Consider the following 19,714-nt stretch of genomic DNA (forward strand, 5'->3'; position numbering starts at 1 on the left):
CCCCTTAGCTACCGGGGCGGAGGCGTCAGGCATCAGAAGGCAAAGCAGGAGCAGCCCAGCACGCCCCAGAAGGCCTGTTCGTCGGAGACCGGGATCGACGATTTCCGCGCGATATCATGCTGATGGCCGTGAACGCCGCAGCTACCGCAGCACTGGTGCATCTGTACCATGGCGCCAATTTTAGCCGCCGCCGGCGGAGCGGAACGGTAATGGCCCGGGACCTTCACCACCGGCGACCACTCCGGCAGCACCGGAATGGGCGGCGGCGCCAGCGGCGAGAAGTGACCGGCGGCATACACCACTTTGCCGTCAACCACCGTCAGCACCGACTCAATGCCTTTGATCTCCTCTTCCGCGACGCTGAAATAGTCCTTCGACAGCACCACCAGATCGGCAAGCTGACCGGCGGCCAGACGGCCCTTTTTCCCCTGCTCGCTGGAGAACCAGGCGCTGCCCGCCGTCCACAGCTCCAGCGCGACATCGCGCGGCAGCCGGTTGTTATCGTCATACATCGCCATCCCGCCGACGGTGCGCCCGGAGACCAGCCAGTACAGCGCGGTCCACGGGTTATAGCTGGCGACGCGGGTGGCATCGGTCCCCAACCCTACCGGTACGTCCAGCTCCAGCATTTTCGCCACCGGCGGCGTATGTTTCACCGCCTCTTTGCCGTAGCGATCGACAAAATATTCGCCCTGGAAGGCCATCCGGTGCTGCACCGCAATGCCGCCCCCCAGCGCCTTCACCCGCTCAATGTTGCGCTCGGTAATGGTCTCGGCATGGTCGAAGAACCAGTGCAGGCCGTTAAACGGAATGTCGCGGTTCACCTTCTCAAACACGTCCAGCATCCGGCTGATGGACTCGTCGTAGGTGGCATGCAGGCGGAACGGCCAGCGATGTTCCACCAGGTGGCGCACCACCCGCTCCAGCTCATCCTCCATGCCTTGCGGCAGATCCGGCCGCGGCTGCAGGAAATCTTCAAAATCCGCCGCCGAAAATACCAGCATCTCGCCGGCGCCGTTGGCGCGATAGAAGTCGGTCCCCTGCCCCGGCTTCAGCATGTCGGTCCAGCGTTCGAAGTCCTCCAGCTCCTGCTTCGGCCGCTGGGTAAACAGGTTGTAGGCGATGCGCACAGTCATTTGCTCTTTCGCGTGCAGCTGTTCGATAATTTCGTAATCTTCCGGGTAGTTCTGGAAACCGCCCCCGGCGTCGATGGCGCTGGTCAGCCCCAGCCGGTTCAGCTCGCGCATAAACTGGCGGGTGGAGTTCACCTGCAGATCCAGCGGCAGCTTCGGCCCTTTGGCCAGGGTGGCGTAGAGGATCATGGCGTTTGGTTTGGCGATCAGCATCCCGGTCGGGCTGCCGTGGCTATCGCGGACGATCTCGCCGCCCGCCGGATCCGGCGTCTCTTTGGTATATCCCACAGCTTTCAGCGCCGCGCGGTTCAGCAGCGCGCGATCGTAGAGATGCAGCACAAACACCGGCGTATCGGGCGCCGCGTCGTTTAGCTCTTCCAGGGTCGGCATCCGTCGTTCGGCGAACTGGAATTCGCTCCAGCCGCCGACCACCCGCACCCACTGTGGGGAGGGTGTGCGATCCGCTTGCTCCTTGAGCATTCGCAGCGCATCGGCCAGCGAGGGCACCCCCTCCCAGCGGAGCTCAAGGTTGTAGTTCAACCCACCGCGGATCAGGTGCAGGTGAGAATCGTTGAGGCCCGGGATCACCGTATGCCCTTTGAGATCGACGATCTGCGTCCCCTCGGCGGCAAAGCTCATGATCCGATCGTGGCTTCCGGTGGCAACAATTTTTCCGTCGGCGATGGCCACGGCTTCCGCCAGCGGATTCGCGCGATCGAGGGTATGAATCTGGCCGTGGGTCAGAATCAGTGTGGCAGTTTGCGACATAACGCACTCCTTGGGGAGGCTGACTCAGTTTTTCTTCAACCAGCCAGCAAACAGGCGGGTCACGATGGGCATCCAGAACCAGACCACCAGCGCAACCACGCAGGCATCATTGATCAGGTGCAGCAGCAGGCTCCCCTTAAGCGAGGGCAACAGCATGCCGGTCACCGCCGGCACCAGGTTGGTGCTGGGGAAAATCACCAGCAGGGTGATCAGAAACTGTTTCCAGCGCTGCGGCTGGCGCACATTCGCCACCGGCGGGGTAAACCAGAAGGCCGGTTCGGTCCGCACCTCCGTCCGATCGCCCTCCGTCAGCAGCGGGGCAATCTCCGCCACCAGCTGACGACGGGTTTCCGACTGCGTCCAGGCGTAGAGATGCTCCAGGGTGTCGAAGCGGATAATCACGCTCCACAGATTCTGCCCTGCGGCGGGCCGGATCACATTCGCCCCGAGATGGCCGGGAAATTCAGCCGCGATGGGCATGATTTTGCCGAGCCACTCTTCGTAGCGCTGGCCGTGTTGCGGATCGAGCAGATGGCTGATGACCAGGGTCACCGATTTTTGCTGCGCCATAAAGAGTTCCTTGCTTCAGGGGAATGGCAGGATTGCTCCTGCCATTAGCGATAAATGGCTCTGCACAACATCATTCATGCTGCGTCGGGGCGGACAAACGCAGCCAACAAAGAGGCAGCTTGAAGGATGAAGTGAGTTACGCTTTACGCTCTGGCGCGCCGTGCACCATGGTATAAGCGTAATCCACGCCCATCCCGTAGGCGCCGCTGTGTTCGCGCACCAGGTCCATGACCGCATCGTAAGTCGCTTTGCGCGACCAGTCGCGCTGGTACTCCAGCAACACCTGCTGCCAGGTCACCGGCACCGCACCCGCCTGCACCATCCGGTCAATAGAACGCTCATGGGCGTCGACAGAGGTACCGCCGGAGGTATCGGTGACCACATACACTTCGTAGCCCGCCTCCAGGGCCATCAGCGCCGGAAACGTCAGGCAAACTTCGGTCCACAGAGCGGAGATCACCAGCTTTTTACGGCCGGTCGCTTTCACCGCCGCAACGAAGGCATCGTCTTCCCAGGAGTTCATTGAAGTACGCTCAATCGGCTTGACGTCAGGATGCACAGCCAATAATTCCGGCCAGATATAACCGCTGAAGCTTTTGGTCTCTACGGAAGTGTAAATCACCGGTACATTAAAAATTTTGCCGGCTTTGGCCAGCGCCACGGTGTTATTTTTGAGGGTCTGGCGATCGATATTCGCCACGCCAAATGACATCTGTGGTTGATGATCAATAAAGATAAGGGCGGAATTAGTGGGATCGAGCAGTTCACGAATAGACATTAAATACCTTCTTAATCAATGAGTTAAAAAGATGACATGATGGTTAATGCGTCGTGTAGATCCTGACTGATAAAGCATGGTGAGTATAGCCAGTTATTTCTAACAAGTTATTAAAGTTTTTTTTGTGACTTATATTTTGTCGGCGGTTAGTATTGACTCACGCCAGCTTTCATCAAATTTTTACGTCAAACTGTTCTGATTTATTCACTGGCATTGATTATTGCGCTTAGGTACAACAAGGGAAAATAAATTAATGGAAACCCCTGATGCGCGTAAACTTTGATGTTCTGATGATCCTTGATGCGCTGGACCGACACGGATCCTTCGCCACCGCCGCGGAGTCGCTGTATAAAACCCCCGCCGCGCTGAGCTATATGATCCAGAAGCTGGAGAACGATCTGGACATTGTCTTATTGGATCGCTCCGGTCACCGGGCGAAGTTTACCGATACCGGGCGATTGATGCTCGAGAAAGGACGCCAGCTGTTGAGCGCCGCCAGAGATCTGGAAAAGCAGGCCCAGCAGCTAAGCGCCGGCTGGGAGCGAGAGCTGGCGATCGCCCTCGACGCCTCGTTTCCCTTTTCAGCCCTGCTGCCGCTGATCGCCGAGTTCTACGCGCAAAACCCGCAGACGCGGCTGAACTTCAGTCATCACACCCTCGCCGGTTCGTGGGAAGAGCTGACCCACCATGGCGCGGATATTATCCTCGGCGCCATCAATGAGCCGCCTACCTCCGCCGAGTGGTCATGGCAAACCCTTGGCGCGCTGGATAACATTTTCGTGGTCGCTCCGACCCACCCGCTGGCCGGCGCGGAAGCGCCGCTCAGCAATAAGCAGCTCAGCCAGCACCGGGCGGTAGTGATCCGCGACAGCGCCCGCTATTGCCATCCGCTGAACAGCAACCTGCTTGATGAACAACCGCAAATCGGCGTCGATGATTTCGCCAGCAAAGTCGAACTGCTGTGCGCCGGGCTGGGCTGCGGCTTTCTGCCGCGTCATATCGCCCGCCCGTGGCTGGAAAAAGGCTGTCTGGTGGAGAAAAGCGTCGCCTGCTGGCGGGAAAAAGATATCACCTACATGGCCTGGCGCAGCGGGAATGACGGGCTGGCTCAGCGCTGGTGGCGGGAGGCGCTCCTCCGCGACGACCTGCTGAGCCAGCTCTATCGTTAACGGCCTGACCAGACGCAGGCGGAGATAGCCGGGAGGGTCAGCACCCCGTCATGGAAGGCGCCGGCGCCTTCCTGCAGCGTCCAGGCCCCCACGTCCAGCAGCGGCGAATCCTCGATAACCACCTCGCAGGCTTCGCCGCGGTTAATCGCCACCAGCACCCGCTGCTGTTTATAGACGCGGACAAACACCACCACGTTATCCTCGGCGTAAATCACCTGGCAGCCGCCGTAGCGCAGCGCCTGCTGCGCTTTACGCAGTTTCGCCATCCGCTGATACAGCGCCAGCAGCTGGGTATCCTGCAGCGCCGGATCCCACGGGAACGGTTTACGGCAGAACGGATCGTTATTGCCATCCACGCCCACCTCGTCGCCGTAGTAGATGCACGGTACCCCCGGCCAGCTGAACAGCCACACCACCGCCAGCGGCAGGCGCGCTACGTCTTTGCCAAGGAGAGATTTAAAACGCGCCGTATCATGGCTGTCGAGCTGATTGAACATCCGTAGCTGCTGCTGATGCGACAGCCCGGCGCGATAATTATCCATCCACGCCATACAGGTCTGGGCGTCTATCTTCTGCGGATCGTAAGAGATATCGGTATTGGCAAGGAATCCCCAGATCGGGAAGGTGAAGCCGCGGTAGTTCATTGCCGAATCTTCGGCATCCGCCTGCAGCCACTGGCGCGCGTCGCCAAAATGTTCGCCAAAGACAAAGGCTTCCGGCTGCGTTTGCTTCGCCGCCTGGGTGATGCCGGCGATATGCCGCAGGTTATTTCGCGCCCCGCCGCCTTCGCCGAGCATATGCACCACGTCCAGACGCCAGCCGTCCATGCTCCACGGCGCCTTAAGCCAGTGGCGTACGATGCTGTCCTCGCCGGCATAGATCTCGTTGACCAGGCTGGTCGACCGATAGTCGAGCTTCGGCAGACTGGCATAACCCAGCCAGTTGTGCGCCTGCCCCTCCCCGGAGAAGGTAAACCAGTCGCGCCACGGGGAGTCCGGATGATGGCCGGCGCCGCCGCTGCCCTGCTGGTGACGGTCGAACCAGGGATGGGAATCGCCGGTATGGTTGAACACGCCGTCGAGGATCATGCGCATTCCCGCCCGCTGGGTGTTATGGCGCAAGCGGAGCAGCGCCGCGTCGCCGCCAAACTGCGGATCGACGCGCCGATAATCCTCCGTGTCATATTTATGCACACTGGGGGCGGCGAAGACCGGGTTCAGATACAGGGCGGTCACGCCGAGCTGCTTCAGGTACGGCAGTTTTTCGCTGATGCCGTCGAGATCGCCGCCGTAGAACGTCGAACCGCCCGCCTCGCCGGTAAGCGGTTCGTCCCACGCCTTGCGCACAATCTCCCGTCCCGCCGCGTGATGGTAATAGACCGCGTCCTGTTCGGCGTCACGCGCAGCGCTGCGGGCAAAGCGATCGGGGAAAATCTGATAGAAAACCTGATCGGCCACCCACTGCGGGCCGGCGTCCGGCAGGTCGACGGCGAACTGCTCCAGCCTGGCCGGCGGGAAACGGCTGAAGCCCTGCGGCGTAAACCAGCGCTGATGATCGGCCCACAGCAGCTTAAAGCTGTAGCGGCGGCGCGGCTGACCGCTGGCGAGATGGATTTCACCGCGCCATGCCACCACCCCCGGCCTCGGCGCCTGGCGGAGGCGCTGCATCGGCAGCGACAGCTCTTCGTTATCTTCTTCCGCGCGCAGCGTGATCCGCTGCGGCAGCGACTCACCGCTTAACCACAGGGTAATAAACAGTCGGTCCTGTTGCACCTTGATAAAGGGTGCAACCGGAAGGTGCCATGCCTTCAACATCGTGAATCCTCATTGTGCAGAATGGGCACACCTTGCCATAGCCGTCAGGCGCAGAACTCATCGTCACAGGATTTTTTGGGGGAGGATAACGGGGGAGGACGCGGGTCGGCAAGCCGCCCCGGTCGCGCGATGCTGACCGGGGCGATGTCGATTACTGAGCCTGCGCCAGGCGGCGCTCGCGACGGGTCTTAAAGACCCAGCCCAGCAGCAGCAGCGCAATCCACGCCATACCGACATACAACGAAATGCGGGTGTCCGGATGATAGCCGATCAGGGCGATAATAAACGCCAGGAACACCAGGCCGATAACCGTGGTCGCCACCCCGCCGGGGACTTTGAATTTCAGGGCCTTGACCTCCTCCGGCGACAGACGGCGGCGGAAGGCAATCTGCGACAGCAGGATCATAATCCACACCCACACGGTGGCGAAGGTGGCCAGCGAGGCGATCACCAGGAAGACGTTTTCCGGCATGATGTAATTGAGGTATACCGCAAACAGCAGCGCAATGGTCATCACCATCACCGTCACCCACGGAATACCGCGACGCGAGGTTTTGGCGAACACCTTCGGCGCGCTCCCCTGCTCGGCCATGCCGTGCAGCATACGGCCCACGCCGAACACGTCGGAGTTAATCGCCGACAGCGAGGCCGTCAGGACCACGAAGTTAAGAATGCTGGCCGCGAAGGTAATGCCCAGATGCTGGAAGGTCAGGACAAAGGGGCTGCCGTCGGTACCCACCTGGTTCCACGGATAGATAGACATAATGACGAACAGCGTGCCGACATAGAACACCAGAATGCGCATCGGCACCGAGTTGATGGCGCGTGGAATGGATTTCTCCGGATCTTTCGCCTCGCCGGCGGTAATGCCGATGATTTCAATACCGCCGTAGGCGAACATCACCATCTGCAGCGACATCACCATTCCCAGCCAACCGTTGCTGAAGAAGCCGCCGTTGCTCCACAGATTATGAATCCCCGTCGGCTGGCCGCCGTTGCCGATCCCCCAGATAATGATGCCGAACCCGGCGAGGATCATGATGATGATGGTGGCCACTTTGAAGAACGAGAACCAGAACTCCAGCTCGCCAAACACCTTGACGCTCATCAGGTTGACGGCGCAGATGATCAACACCACGCTGAGCACCCAGATCCAGTGCGGCACCGTCGGGAACCAGACGCCCATGTAGATCCCGAAGGCGGTGACGTCGGCGATGGCGACAATCAGGATTTCAAAGCAGTAGGTCCAGCCGGTGATATACCCCGCCAGTCCGCCGAGGTTTTCCTGGGCATAGCGGGAGAATGAGCTGGCGGAAGGGTTATGCACCGACATCTCACCGAGCGCGCGCATAATGATATATGCCGCGACGCCGCCGATAATGTAGGCCAACAGTACGCTGGGTCCGGCCATTTTAATCGCGTCGGCTGAACCGTAAAAAAGCCCGGTGCCGATGGCGGAACCCAGGGCCATAAAGCGAATGTGCCGGGTGCTTAGCCCGCGCTTAAGCTTGTTACTACTTTCCATCGTGGTTTTTCAATGCCGTTTAACACAAAAAATAAAAAACCACGGAACCCGAAGTCCCGTGGTTAAACGCTTGTCCTCAACGCCGGTTAGTGCGCGCTGGAGGTCACCTGACGTCCGGCGGCACGGTCCCAGATCACCGCGAGAATTGCCATCACGGCGGTCGGCATCAGCCAGGCCAGGCCCTGCTCCGCCAGCGGCAGACGCGCGGTCCAGGCCGGCAGGATAGCGGCAAACGCCGATGACTTAATCCCGTCAATGATACCAAACATCAGACTGATAAACATGGCCGGCGCGATAACACGGGACGAATTATGCCACCAACTGCGGGTAAAGCTTAATACAACCAGTGCGATACACGGCGGGTAGATAGCGGTCAGCACCGGAATCGATACCTGAATCAAGTGGCTCAGACCGAGGTTGGAGACCGCCATCGAGAACAGGCCGAGGATAAAGACCAGCGTGCGATAGGAGAACGGCAGATACTGGGCAAAGAATTCGGCGCAGGCGCAGGTCAGGCCCACCGCCGTCACCAGGCAGGCGATGAAGATCAGCGCCGCCAGCAGGAAGCTGCCCGCCCCGCCGAAGGTATGCTGCACGTAGGCGTGGAGGATCGCCGCGCCGTTAGCGGACTGGTCCACGAGGGTGGCGCTATCCGAGCCCAGACGGAACAGCGCCAGATACAGCAGGGTCAGACCGACGCCTGCCATCAGGCCCGCCCAGACGGTGTAGCGGGTCAACAGACGCGCTTCGCTGACGCCGCGGGAGCGTGCGGCATTAACAATCACGATCCCGAACACCATCGCGCCGAGGGTGTCCATGGTCAGGTAGCCGTTGACGAAGCCATTGGAGAATGGCGCGGTACGATACGCTTCCAGCGCGTCGCTGATCGGGCCTGCCGGCCAGACAATAGCGGCGACCGCCAGCACAATCAGGGCAATAATTTTCAGCGGCGCCAGGAAATTGCCCACCGTATCCAGCAGTTTGCCCGGATAGAGCGAGACCAGGATCACCAGCGCGAAGTAGATAACGCTGTAGATCAGCAGCGGCAGCGGGCCGTCGCCGGTCAGCGGCGCAATCCCGACCTCAAAAGAGACGGTCGCGGTGCGCGGGGTCGCGAACAGCGGTCCCACCGCGAGATAACACACCACCGCCAGCAGGATACCAGCCACTTTACCAATCGGGGTGCTCAGGCTTTCAACGCCGCCGCCGACTTTCGCCAGCGCCACCACCGTCAGCACCGGCAGACCCACCGCGGTGATCAGGAAGCCGATCGCCGCCGTCCAGACGTGCTCGCCCGCCTGTAAGCCAACCATCGGCGGGAAAATAATGTTGCCTGCGCCAACGAACAACGCGAAGGTCATAAAGCCCAACGCTATGATGTCGCGAGATTTTAACTGATGGGTCATAAATTCATTACTGCCTGTGGATGTGGTGTTGTAAAAAAATGGAAAAATACCGCGCTACCCTCTCAGGGACGATACAGCGGCGATTGCCGGTAAACTCAGCGAGATATGCTCCCGAAGCGGCGTGGGAAAGAATTGTTTTTGGTATTACCACGCAAAAGCAGTCTGTCATCGACTGCGCAGGCGCAATTTAAACGCTTATAACGTTTTAAAGCAAGGCACGATCGCAAAAGCAGATGATTATGCTGGTTATCAGTTTCACACCAGAATCATTTACCATATTGATGGAAAACCCGTGGCTTATCATGCGAACAAAAAAGCAGCGTGCGTTCATTAAATAGGCAAGAGAAAAACGACTGACAGGGAAAATGACCAGCCGAAGCTGGTCATTGGCAAGATAAGCTGACAGCGCGCCGCTCAGGCGTCGTTTCTGGCAATTAATCGTTCCGGGAGCAGGAAGCTAAAACGGGTTCCCTTGCCCACCGTGCTGTCGATCTCCAGCCGGCTGTCATGATGGTTGACCGCATGTTTGACGATCGCCAGCCCCAGGCCGCTGCCCCCGGTTTGCCGGGAGCGAGCCTTATCCACCCGATAGAAGCGCTCGGTCAGACGGGGAATATGCTCCGGCGCAATGCCCGGCCCATTATCCTCGACGCTGAACAGCGCCCCCTGGGGCGTTCGCTGCCAGCTGACGCGAATTTCGGTGCCCGGCGGGGTGTGGTTCACCGCGTTATAGACCAGGTTAGAAATGGCGCTGCGCAGTTGTTCCTCGTTGCCCAGCACCTTGAGCTGCTCATCGACGGTAAAAATCAGCGTCTGCTTATCCTGGCTGAGGGTCTGCGCCTCGCGCTCCACGACCCGCAGCATCATCGGCACGTCGATGCGGTCATTCATCGCCAGCGCCGGCGCGGCTTCAATACGCGACAGCGTGAGCAACTGCTTCACCAGCCCCTCCATACGCTGGGTTTGCTCACGCATGGTGTGCAGGGCCTTTTCACGGGTCGCCCCTTCCAGCACCTGCTCCTGCATCATCTCCAGATAGCCCTGCAGCACCGTCAGCGGGGTGCGCAGCTCATGGCTGACGTTGGCGAAAAAGTTACGCCGCGCCCCTTCCAGCTGATGCATCTGCGTCACGTCGCGCGCCACCATCAGCCACTGTTTGTCGCTGTAGGGCATCACGCGAATTTCCAGATGACGGGCATTATTCAGCACCAGATTGAGCGGCTTTGAAAAATCACGCTGTTTCAGGTAGTTGGCGAATTCAGGATAGCGCAGAAGGTTAAGAATGTTTTGCCCACTGTCGTCCGGCCAGCGCAGGTTTAAAATCTGCTGCGCCAGGCCGTTGCACCAGAAAATGGCCCCCTCTTCCGTGGTCAGGACCACCGCGTCCGGCAGGGATTCCGCCCCGCTGCGAAAGCGTTTGATCAGGCTTCCCAGCTCACGTCGACGCTTTTTATTACGCATCTGCATCTGGTGCAGACCATACAGCAGCGGCTCCCAGCTGCCGCGGCCGGGCGGAGGGGTCATGCTCCGGTCCACCCACAGCCACCACGACAGGCGCATCAAATTCCAGAAATGCCAAATCAACAAACCGGTCACTGCCGCCAGTAAAAACCACGGCAAATGACCCACAAACGCCCCCAGAATCAGGGCCGGAATACACGCTAAAAAGAGCTCCAGCGCCAGCCTTTTCCATGACAGCCGTTCCAGCACGGGTCACACTCCTGTCAAAATTCAGAAACGGGCGGAGAAACGATACCCCGTGCCGCGAACCGTTTGCACCATGCGATCATGGCCACTGTGTTCCAGCGCTTTACGCAGGCGGCGAATATGGACGTCTACCGTGCGGTCTTCCACATAGACGTTGGTTCCCCAGACGTGGTTCAGCAGCTGCTCGCGGCTGTACACCCGCTCCGGATGGGTCATAAAGAAGTGCAATAATTTAAATTCCGTTGGCCCCATGTCCAGCGGACTTTCGCCGGTCATCACCCGGTGCGATGAGGGATCGAGGCTCAGCCCCTGCATTTCAATCACCTCTTCCACCGCCATCGGCGAAATACGGCGCATCACCGCTTTGATTCGCGCCACCAGCTCCTTCGGTGAGAAAGGCTTGGTAATGTAGTCGTCCGCCCCGGTCTCCAGGCCGCGAACGCGATCCTCTTCTTCTCCGCGCGCGGTCAGCATCACCACCGGAATATCCCGGGTCATCGCCTCGCGCTTGAGCAGCTTAATAAACTGCAGCCCCGAACCGCCCGGCAGCATCCAGTCAAGGAGAATCAAATCAGGCCAGGGTTCATTGAGTTGATTCACCGCGCTGTCATAATCTTCCGCTTCGACAGGCTGAAAGCCATTTTGCTCCAGAACAAAGCAGACCATTTCGCGGATTGGAGCTTCATCTTCAACGACCAGAATTCTTCTCGCCATTATTTACCCTGTGTTTTTTAGCCATCAGTATAGAAGTGCGGCGTCATTATGCGTCACTTTTGTGACAGATTTATGAAAAAAATGACCGTCTGACGATCGGGTATTTTGAAGCATGACGCGGACTTACCCCTCTCCGACAAATGGTATACTGCCGCTCATGCTTTTTTCGCTAGGGAAGATTTATGCGCATCCTTCACACCTCCGACTGGCACCTGGGCCAGAATTTTTACAGCAAAAGCCGTGCGGCCGAACATGACGCCTTCCTGACCTGGCTGCTGGCCCGCGCGCAGGAGCATGAAGTCGACGCCATCATCGTGGCCGGCGATATTTTTGATACCGGATCGCCGCCGAGCTACGCTCGCGAACTGTATAACCGCTTTGTCGTCCAACTGCAGCAGACCGGCTGTCGCCTGGTGGTGCTGGCGGGCAACCACGATTCGGTGGCGATGCTCAATGAATCCCGCGATATCCTCGCCTTTTTACACACCACCGTCGTGGCGAACGCCGGCTGCCCGCCCATTGAGCTGCCGCGGCGCGACGGCACCCCAGGCGCTATCTTCTGCCCGGTGCCGTTTTTACGCCCGCGCGAGCTGGTCACCAGCCAGGCCGGCCACTCCGGTCGGGAAAAACAGCAGCAGCTGCTGCACGCCATCAGCGACTATTATCAGGAGCAGTATCAGCAGGCCTGCGCCCTGCGCGGCGATCGGCCGCTGCCCGTGATGGCCAGCGGCCATCTGACCACCGTCGGCGCCAGCAAAAGCGATGCCGTTCGCGACATTTATATTGGCACGCTGGATGCCTTCCCGGCGCAGCACTTCCCCCCTGCCGACTACATTGCGCTGGGCCATATTCACCGGGCGCAGGTGGTTGGCGGCTGCGAGCACATCCGCTACAGCGGCTCGCCGCTGCCGCTGAGCTTTGATGAAACCGGTAAAGCGAAATCGGTGCATCTGGTGAGCTTTAGCGATGGGCGACTCAGCGCCGTGGAGACCCTTGAGGTGCCCGTCACCCAGCCGCTGGCGGTCATCAAAGGCGATCTGGCCGCCATCACCGCCCAGCTGGCGCAGTGGCGCGGCGTTGAACAGGACCCGCCGGTGTGGCTGGATATCGAAATCACCACCGAGGAGTACCTGCACGATATTCAGCGTCATATTCAGGCGCTGACGGAGGATCTGCCGGTGGAAGTCTTGCTGGTGCGCCGCAGCCGCGAGCAGCGCGAGAAAATACTGCTCAACGCCCAGCGGGAGACCCTCAGCGAACTGAAGGTGGAAGAGGTGTTCGAGCGCCGGCTGGCGCTGACCGAGATTGACGATGAGAAGCGCGCCCGGCTGCACGAGCTGTTCGCTCATACGCTGCATACGCTCACCGCGGAGGACGAAAACGCATGAAAATCCTCAGTCTGCGTCTGAAAAACCTCAACTCCCTGAAAGGGGAATGGAAGATAGACTTTACCGCCGAGCCGTTCGCCAGCAACGGCCTGTTCGCCATTACCGGCGCCACCGGCGCCGGGAAAACCACCCTGCTCGACGCCATTTGCCTCGCGCTCTATCACGAGACGCCGCGCCTGAATAAAGTCTCCCAGTCGCAAAATGACCTGATGACCCGCGATACCGCCGAGTGTCTGGCGGAGGTGGAGTTTGAAGTGAAAGGCATCGCCTACCGCGCCTTCTGGAGCCAGAACCGGGCGCGTAACCAGCCAGATGGCAACCTGCAGGCGCCCCGCGTCGAGCTGGCGCGCTGCGCCGACGGCAAAATCCTCGCCGATAAGGTCTCGGATAAGCTGGAGCAAACCGCGACGCTCACCGGCCTCGACTATGGCCGCTTCACCCGCTCGATGCTGCTCTCCCAGGGGCAATTTGCCGCCTTTCTGAACGCGAAGCCGAGCGATCGCGCGGAGCTGCTGGAGGAGCTGACCGGCACGGAAATCTACGGTCAGATTTCGGCGATGGTCTATGAGCAGCACAAAGCCGCTCGCCATACGCTGGAGAAGTTCGAAGCCCAGGCGGCGGGCATCGTCCTGCTGACGGAGGCCCAGCAGCAGGCGCTGCAGGAAAGTTTGCAGGTACTTACTGACGAAGAGAAAGCCCTGCTGGCGCAGCAGCAAAACCAGCAGCAGCAGCTTCAGTGGCTAACGCGTCGCGATGAGCTGGCGCAGCAGCAGCAGCAGGCGGCCAGCGGCCAGCAGCAGGCCCGTCAGGCGCTGGCCGACGCCGCGCCGGCGCTCGCCAGGCTTGAGCTGGCCCAACCCGCCGCCCAGTTGCGCCCCTTATGGGAGCGGCAACAGGAGCACGCGGCAGGCCTGGCGCAAACCCGCCAGCGAATCAATGAAGTGAATGCTCGCTTACTTACCAGCACGGCGCTGCGCGCGCGCATTCGCCGTAGCGCCCTGCATGCCCAGCGGCAGCGTCAGGCTGAACTGGCCGACCTGGCGCAGTGGCTGGCGGCCCATGAGCGATTTCGCTTATGGGGCCAGGAGATCGCCGGCTGGCGGGCGCAATTTTCGCAGCTGACTCGGGATAAACAGCAGCTGACGGCCCAGACCACCCGCCTGGCCGCGCTGCGCCAGAAGCTGGCCGATCTACCGGCCAGCCCTCTGTCGCTGACCGCCGATGACGTTGCGGCGGCGATGGCGCAGCAAACCCAGTCGCGACCGCTGCGCCAGCGGCTGCTCTCCCTTCATGAACAGCATCAGCTGCTGCGCAAGCGTCTGCGCCAGAACGCCGAAAGCGTACAGCAGGCGCAGGCGGAGCAGGCAAAACTCAACGCCACCCTGGCGCAGCGCCGGGAGCAGTACAAAGACAAAAACCAGCACTATCTCGACCTGAAGGCGCTCTGCCAGCGGGAAGAAACGATTAAAGATCTGGAAGGTTACCGCGCCCGGCTTGAGGCCGGTAAGCCCTGCCCGCTGTGCGGCTCCTGTGAACACCCGGCGATTGAACAATACGCCTCGCTGACGGTCACGGATAACCAACGCCGCCGCGATGCGCTGGAAAAAGAGGTCGCCGCGCTGAAAGAAGAAGGTCTGCTGATCCTCGGGCAGGTCAACGCCCTGACGCAGCAGCTCCAGCGTGAAACCGAAGCGGCCGGGCGGCTCGCTGAGGAAGAGCAAGCGCTCACTAAAGCGTGGCAGGAAACCTGCGCCTCTCTTCAGGTCACGCGGGATATTGCGCAAGAGATAAACGACTGGATACAGGAGCAGGAGCGCTACGAGCAACAGCTCTACCAGCTCAGCCAGCGCCTGATGCTGCAGAGCCAGCTTAACGATCAGGAGGCGCTGGCGCGCCAGGCTCAGCAGCAGCTGACGGCCACGCGCCAGGGGCTGGAAAGCGCCCTGCAGACCCTGACGCTCAACCTGCCGGAAGAAGGGACAGAAGCCGCCTGGCTGAACGCTCGCGAAAGCGAATTTGCCCAGTGGCAGGCGCAACAGACCCGGCATGGCGCCATTCAGGAGCAGATTGCCGCTCTGCAGCCGCTGCTGGAGACGCTGCCAGCCAGCGACGAGGCAGAGGCTGAAGCTGAGCCGGTGGTTCCCGACAACTGGCGCGCTATCCATGAGGAGTGCCTGGCGTTGCACAGCCAGCTTGTCGCCCAGCAGCAGCTGGAGACCGAAGAGAAGGCGCGCCTGGACCAGTCGCAGGCGCAATTTACCGCCGCCCTGGCCGCCAGCCGCTTTAGCGATCGGCAGGCGTTTCTCGCCGCGCTGCTGGATGACGAGACCGTCCAGCGGCTGACGCAGTTAAAACAGACGCTGGAGCAGCAGCTTCAGCAGGCGACGGCGCTCTGCGAGCAGGCAACCCGTCAGCAGCAGGCGCACCTGGCGCTGCGTCCGCAAGAGACGGACGCGGACATCCCCGCCCTGCAAACCCAGCTGCACGCCCTGGCCCAGCGGCTGCGGGACAACACCACCCGCCAGGGCGAGATCCGCCAGCAGCTCAGGCAGGACACAGAGAGCCGTCAACATCAGCAGGCGCTGGGGCGACAGATTGCAGAGGCGGCGCAGCGGGCGGATGACTGGGGCTATCTCAATTCGCTGATCGGCTCCAGCACCGGCGACCGGTTCCGCAAATTCGCCCAGGGGCTGACGCTGGATAATCTGGTCTGGCTGGCAAACCAGCAGCTTAACCGCCTGCACGGGCGCTATCTGCTGCAGCGCAAAGCCAGCGAAGCGCTGGAGCTGGAGGTTGTCGATACCTGGCAGGCCGACGCCGTGCGCGACACCCGCACCCTCTCCGGTGGCGAAAGTTTCCTCGTCAGCCTGGCGCTGGCCCTGGCGCTGTCAGATCTGGTGAGCCATAAGACGCGAATTGATTCCCTGTTTCTTGATGAAGGCTTCGGCACCCTCGACAGCGAAACGCTGGACACGGCGCTGGACGCGCTGGACGCGCTGAACGCCAGCGGCAAGATTATCGGGGTGATCAGCCACGTGGAGGCGATGAAAGATCGCATTCCGGTGCAGATCAAAGTGAAGAAGATCAATGGTCTGGGCTACAGTCGGCTGGACAGAGCGTTTGCGGTGGAGTGAGGTTTGAATCATTGCGATGTCCCCTCACCCTAACCCTCTTCCGGAGCGAGAGGGTCGGGGTGAGGGGGAGCGGTTCAGGTCCCCTGGAGCGGCCACAGCCATGCCGCGCCGCGTACTCCGCTGGAGTCGCCGTGCATCGCTTTGCGGATCGGCGTTGCACACTCGCCGCCGAAGACCCACTGTTTCACCAGGTCCGGCACCGTCTGATACAGCCGCTCGACGTTGCTCATCCCGCCGCCCAGCACGATAACGTCCGGGTCGAGGATATTCACCACGTGGGCCAGCGATTTCGCCAGCCGCTGCTCGTAGCGGCTCAGCGCCAGTTCGGCTTTTTCGTCACCTTCCCCCACCAGGCGCATAATCTCGCTGCCGGTTAACCCCTTGCCGCTCAGCCGCTGGTAGTCAGTGGCAAAGCCGGTGCCGGAGATAAAGGTTTCGATACATCCCTGTTTACCGCAGTAGCAAGGCACTTCCGCACGGTAGCGCAACTCATCGTCGTTCATCCACGGCAATGGGTTATGTCCCCACTCGCCGGCGTTACCATTGCCGCCGATATGCGCCCGCCCGTTGAGCGCCACGCCCGCGCCGCAGCCGGTGCCGATAATCACCGCGAACACCGTGTGCGCCCCCGCCGCCGCGCCGTCCACCGCTTCCGACACCGCCAGACAGTTGGCGTCGTTAGCCAGCCGCACTTCACGGTCGAGGCGCAGGCTGAGGTCCTTATCAAAGGGCTGGCCGTTGAGCCAGGTCGAGTTGGCGTTTTTCACCACCCCGGTATAGGGCGAAATCGTGCCCGGGATCCCCATCCCCACGGTGCCACGCTGTCCGGTCGCCTGCTCGGCCATCGCCACCAGGGTGGCGATAGTCTCGATGGTTTGCCGGTAATCCTCCCGCGGCGTGGGTAACCGATGGCGAAACAGCTGCTCTCCCTGGTCGCTCAGGGCTATCACTTCGGTTTTTGTGCCACCTAAATCAATACCAATACGCACGCTCAGCTCCTCACCCCGATTAACAATGCAAGCATAGCGACAATTCGCTATCATGCCCGCCTGATTTAACGACAAAGCCGTGGAAATTATCATGCTGTGGTTCAAAAATTTAATGGTTTACCGTCTCAGCCGCGATATCGAATTGCGCGCCGAGGAGATGGAAAAACAGCTGGCCGAGCTGACATTTACCCCTTGTGGCAGCCAGGATATGGCGAAAACCGGTTGGGTATCGCCGATGGGATCGCACAGCGACGCGCTGACGCATACGGCGAACGGCCAGATCATTATCTGCGCGCGTAAAGAAGAAAAGATCCTGCCGTCACCGGTGATCAAGCAGGCGCTGGAGGCGAAGATCCAGAAGCTGGAAGCCGATCAGGGGCGCAAGCTGAAGAAAACTGAGAAAGATTCCCTGAAAGATGAAGTGCTGCACTCGCTGCTGCCGCGCGCCTTCAGCCGCTTCAGCCAGACGATGATGTGGATCGACACCGTCAACGGCCTGATCATGGTGGACTGCGCCAGCGCGAAGAAAGCGGAAGATACCCTGGCCCTGCTGCGTAAAACCCTCGGCTCGCTGCCGGTGGTGCCGCTGACCCTGGAGAATCCGATTGAGCTGACGCTGACCGAGTGGGTCCGCTCCGGCACCGTGGCGCAGGGCTTCCAGCTGCTGGACGAAGCCGAGCTGAAAGCGATGCTGGAAGATGGCGGCGTGATCCGCGCCAAGAAGCAGGATCTGGTGAGCGACGAAATCGCTGTGCATATTGAGGCCGGGAAGGTCGTCACCAAGCTGGCGCTGGACTGGCAGCAGCGTATTCAGTTTGTGATCTGCGACGACGCGTCAATTAAGCGCCTCAAGTTCTGCGATGAATTACGCGACCAAAACGAAGATATCGATCGGGAAGATTTCGCCCAGCGCTTTGACGCCGACTTTATCTTAATGACCGGCGAACTGGCTGCCCTGATCCAAAGCCTGGTGGAAGGGCTCGGCGGCGAAGCGCAGCGCTAAGCGCCGCTTTCCTTCCTGCCTGGCAGGAAGGAAAAATACAACCCGGCGGCAAGCGCCGGGCGTTACGCTGGCTTACAGATAGCGGCACAGATAAGAGGTTGGCTCAGCCACCTGCAGATGGAATTCGCTGTTGCCTGGCACATTGAAGACTTCGCCGGCGGCGTAAACTTTCCACTCAGTCTCACCCGGCAGCAGGACATTCAGCGCCCCGCTGACCACCGTCATCTCTTCCGGCTGCGCCGTACCAAAGGTGTATTCCCCTTCCGCCATCACGCCAACGCTGGCGCGACCGGTACTGCTGCTGGTGAAGCCAATGGATTTCACTTTTCCGTCAAAGTATTCATTGCTTTGAAGCATAAACAAGCCCTTCTGATCGTCGTTGAAAGGCTCAATATAGGGGGCGCTCCTTGCCCCTGTCACGTGAAATTAACACATTAGACTAATAGTTCTGCCGCCAGTCGGGAAACCAGCACATTCGACAGCAAAACCGGGACATCAAGGGCTTTTTGTAACACATCGCGATGATGCTGATAGTAACCAAGACAGTCGAGGACCAGCACGTCGGCGCCCTGCTCCAGCAGCGCTTTACCGGCGGTTAACAGCTCGCTGTCGCTACCGGTAAACGGGTTGGCCAGCGCGTAGTACGGCGACTTCTCCAGTGAATGCCACTTTTGTCGCTGCATGGGCATGATCTCTTCCACCGGCACGATCACCCCGACCTGGTGCCCATCAACGATCGACGCCACCAGCGGCGGAATGATCCGCTGCGGCTCGAGGAGGATCGCGTGGTGGGTGGTAAAACCGGTCAGCTGTTCGGAGCTGAGCAGCAGGATCACATCAAAATGCTGTCGATCCAGCATGGCGATCACGCTGCGAACATCACGTTCAATTTTTTGTCGCGACACCATCACCAGCTGGTTATCGCTGAGCAGGGTCAAGAGACCCTGTTCGCCGTCACCCACGGCGTACTCTGCCATCACGTCGTCACGCGTCATCTCGCCCAGCAGGCTGATGTGAGCGATCTGTTCTTCCCTGATATGTTCGGTCAGGAGCGGTAATACTCCCGCCAGCGGCACAACGCCGATGGTCAAAATTGCCATCGTTGCACTACTCATATCATGTACCTTTTCACTACCACTGCTTCAACACAGGCTTACCACACACAGCATTCGCCCCCCTGGTGAGTAAAAATCAACCGTCGAGAAGCGTAGCAGCTCCACGCCGCAGTAGAATGTAAAGATTGCCCGGCGGCGGCGGCGCGCCTGAAAAATCCGTGTGTTAGATATTCATTAGTACGACTGATAAATAAAAAGTGTGAGATATGCCCGATATTGCCCGCAGAGCAGGCAATCCGGGCTCAGGGGTTACGACTTGTCAGGATCTTCGTAGCGCCGCTTGGCATCCACGGCTTCCTGCTCGGTAGGATGTTCGCTGATCAGCGAATTGGGTTCAGGATAGTCCGCGCGAAGTTGATACCAGGTGACCGTCTGACCCTGCGGGCCTTTCTCTACCGCAACCACGCGCGCTTCTCTCGGATATGGGGGCCTGTTTGGCATAGTTCTTCCTTCTTCTGGTATCAGAACTATCAAGTATAGGCGCCCCTCGCCGCCTTAATG

Annotated in this window: 16 protein-coding genes; 4 read left to right on the forward strand and 12 right to left on the reverse strand. The window is 60.1% G+C overall.

The window, feature by feature from the left end; genetic code table 11:
• Positions 1-32 precede the first annotated feature (32 nt).
• From K5R89_RS07155 to K5R89_RS07165, 3 genes are all read right to left on the reverse strand, one after another.
• Positions 33-1,901 carry an amidohydrolase gene (locus K5R89_RS07155; protein ID WP_217259266.1) on the reverse strand — a complete coding sequence of 623 codons (1,869 nt, stop codon included), beginning with the start codon at positions 1,899-1,901 and terminating at the stop codon, positions 33-35.
• Between the two features lie 24 nt (positions 1,902-1,925).
• On the reverse strand, positions 1,926-2,471 hold the full coding sequence (locus K5R89_RS07160; protein WP_217259267.1) for an antibiotic biosynthesis monooxygenase: 546 nt from the start codon (positions 2,469-2,471) through the stop codon (positions 1,926-1,928).
• Positions 2,472-2,607: 136 nt separating this feature from the next.
• Entirely contained in the window at positions 2,608-3,249 is a 642-nt protein-coding gene (locus K5R89_RS07165) for a hydrolase (RefSeq protein WP_002890357.1), read from the reverse strand.
• Between the two features lie 266 nt (positions 3,250-3,515).
• Here K5R89_RS07165 and K5R89_RS07170 point away from each other — a divergent pair, with 266 nt between their 5' ends.
• Positions 3,516-4,418, forward strand: a complete 903-nt coding sequence (locus K5R89_RS07170; protein ID WP_023288585.1) for a LysR substrate-binding domain-containing protein — start codon at positions 3,516-3,518, stop codon at positions 4,416-4,418.
• Here K5R89_RS07170 and malZ read toward each other — a convergent pair.
• The 5 genes from malZ to phoB all read right to left on the reverse strand — a co-directional run bounded on the left by malZ (position 4,415) and on the right by phoB (position 11,584).
• Positions 4,415-6,232, reverse strand: a complete 1,818-nt coding sequence (malZ, locus tag K5R89_RS07175) for a maltodextrin glucosidase (protein ID WP_048296839.1) — start codon at positions 6,230-6,232, stop codon at positions 4,415-4,417. The two genes, K5R89_RS07170 and malZ, sit on opposite strands and share 4 nt — an antisense overlap.
• Positions 6,233-6,383: 151 nt before the next feature.
• The gene (proY, locus tag K5R89_RS07180; RefSeq protein ID WP_132134263.1) at positions 6,384-7,757 is read right to left on the reverse strand and encodes a proline-specific permease ProY; all 1,374 of its coding nucleotides are present in this window, start codon (positions 7,755-7,757) and stop codon (positions 6,384-6,386) included.
• 86 nt (positions 7,758-7,843) lie between these two features.
• Entirely contained in the window at positions 7,844-9,163 is a 1,320-nt protein-coding gene (gene brnQ / locus K5R89_RS07185; RefSeq protein WP_023288582.1) for a branched-chain amino acid transporter carrier protein BrnQ, read from the reverse strand.
• A gap of 414 nt (positions 9,164-9,577) precedes the next feature.
• Positions 9,578-10,873, reverse strand: a complete 1,296-nt coding sequence (gene phoR / locus K5R89_RS07190; RefSeq protein ID WP_023288581.1) for a phosphate regulon sensor histidine kinase PhoR — start codon at positions 10,871-10,873, stop codon at positions 9,578-9,580.
• A 21-nt stretch (positions 10,874-10,894) separates the two neighbouring features.
• The gene (phoB, locus tag K5R89_RS07195; RefSeq protein WP_004204861.1) at positions 10,895-11,584 is read right to left on the reverse strand and encodes a phosphate response regulator transcription factor PhoB; all 690 of its coding nucleotides are present in this window, start codon (positions 11,582-11,584) and stop codon (positions 10,895-10,897) included.
• Between the two features lie 182 nt (positions 11,585-11,766).
• On the opposite strand from phoB, the gene sbcD reads away from it, so the two are divergent.
• Together sbcD and sbcC are read left to right on the forward strand one after the other, a co-directional pair.
• Complete coding sequence (gene sbcD, locus K5R89_RS07200) at positions 11,767-12,972, forward strand: exonuclease subunit SbcD (RefSeq protein ID WP_217259268.1); 1,206 nt, start codon at positions 11,767-11,769, stop codon at positions 12,970-12,972.
• Positions 12,969-16,106 (forward strand): exonuclease subunit SbcC, encoded by a 3,138-nt coding sequence (gene sbcC, locus K5R89_RS07205; RefSeq protein WP_217259269.1) that lies wholly within the window; start codon positions 12,969-12,971, stop codon positions 16,104-16,106. Before sbcD ends, sbcC begins: the two co-directional genes overlap by 4 nt.
• Before the next feature lie 74 nt (positions 16,107-16,180).
• Here sbcC and mak read toward each other — a convergent pair whose 3' ends face one another.
• Positions 16,181-17,095 carry a fructokinase gene (mak, locus tag K5R89_RS07210; RefSeq protein WP_023288578.1) on the reverse strand — a complete coding sequence of 305 codons (915 nt, stop codon included), beginning with the start codon at positions 17,093-17,095 and terminating at the stop codon, positions 16,181-16,183.
• Positions 17,096-17,186: 91 nt separating this feature from the next.
• Here mak and rdgC point away from each other — a divergent pair, with 91 nt between their 5' ends.
• Positions 17,187-18,098 carry a recombination-associated protein RdgC gene (gene rdgC / locus K5R89_RS07215; protein WP_002890285.1) on the forward strand — a complete coding sequence of 304 codons (912 nt, stop codon included), beginning with the start codon at positions 17,187-17,189 and terminating at the stop codon, positions 18,096-18,098.
• A gap of 72 nt (positions 18,099-18,170) precedes the next feature.
• Here rdgC and ppnP read toward each other — a convergent pair whose 3' ends face one another.
• The 3 genes from ppnP to K5R89_RS07230 form a co-directional block, all read right to left on the reverse strand.
• A complete protein-coding gene (ppnP, locus tag K5R89_RS07220) occupies positions 18,171-18,455 on the reverse strand; it encodes a pyrimidine/purine nucleoside phosphorylase (RefSeq protein ID WP_002890284.1) in 285 nt (94 codons plus the stop codon).
• 77 nt (positions 18,456-18,532) lie between these two features.
• Positions 18,533-19,213, reverse strand: coding sequence for an AroM family protein (locus K5R89_RS07225; protein ID WP_072096489.1), 681 nt, complete (start codon positions 19,211-19,213; stop codon positions 18,533-18,535).
• Between the two features lie 249 nt (positions 19,214-19,462).
• Positions 19,463-19,654 carry a YaiA family protein gene (locus tag K5R89_RS07230; protein WP_008805350.1) on the reverse strand — a complete coding sequence of 64 codons (192 nt, stop codon included), beginning with the start codon at positions 19,652-19,654 and terminating at the stop codon, positions 19,463-19,465.
• Positions 19,655-19,714: the final 60 nt, after the last annotated feature.

The organism is Klebsiella sp. TF21-TM (genome assembly GCF_019753495.1).
In the GTDB taxonomy this organism is placed as follows: Bacteria; Pseudomonadota; Gammaproteobacteria; order Enterobacterales; family Enterobacteriaceae; genus Klebsiella; species Klebsiella quasipneumoniae.

Coding starts and splice junctions, on each gene's coding strand:
- K5R89_RS07155 (WP_217259266.1), bottom strand. CDS start 1,901: ATGTCGCAAACTGCCACACTGATTCTGACCCACGGCCAGATTCATACC.
- K5R89_RS07165 (WP_002890357.1), bottom strand. CDS start 3,249: ATGTCTATTCGTGAACTGCTCGATCCCACTAATTCCGCCCTTATCTTT.
- proY (WP_132134263.1), bottom strand. CDS start 7,757: ATGGAAAGTAGTAACAAGCTTAAGCGCGGGCTAAGCACCCGGCACATT.
- rdgC (WP_002890285.1), top strand. CDS start 17,187: ATGCTGTGGTTCAAAAATTTAATGGTTTACCGTCTCAGCCGCGATATC.
- malZ (WP_048296839.1), bottom strand. CDS start 6,232: ATGTTGAAGGCATGGCACCTTCCGGTTGCACCCTTTATCAAGGTGCAA.
- phoB (WP_004204861.1), bottom strand. CDS start 11,584: ATGGCGAGAAGAATTCTGGTCGTTGAAGATGAAGCTCCAATCCGCGAA.
- sbcD (WP_217259268.1), top strand. CDS start 11,767: ATGCGCATCCTTCACACCTCCGACTGGCACCTGGGCCAGAATTTTTAC.
- ppnP (WP_002890284.1), bottom strand. CDS start 18,455: ATGCTTCAAAGCAATGAATACTTTGACGGAAAAGTGAAATCCATTGGC.
- K5R89_RS07170 (WP_023288585.1), top strand. CDS start 3,516: ATGCGCGTAAACTTTGATGTTCTGATGATCCTTGATGCGCTGGACCGA.
- K5R89_RS07160 (WP_217259267.1), bottom strand. CDS start 2,471: ATGGCGCAGCAAAAATCGGTGACCCTGGTCATCAGCCATCTGCTCGAT.
- K5R89_RS07225 (WP_072096489.1), bottom strand. CDS start 19,213: ATGAGTAGTGCAACGATGGCAATTTTGACCATCGGCGTTGTGCCGCTG.
- K5R89_RS07230 (WP_008805350.1), bottom strand. CDS start 19,654: ATGCCAAACAGGCCCCCATATCCGAGAGAAGCGCGCGTGGTTGCGGTA.
- sbcC (WP_217259269.1), top strand. CDS start 12,969: ATGAAAATCCTCAGTCTGCGTCTGAAAAACCTCAACTCCCTGAAAGGG.
- brnQ (WP_023288582.1), bottom strand. CDS start 9,163: ATGACCCATCAGTTAAAATCTCGCGACATCATAGCGTTGGGCTTTATG.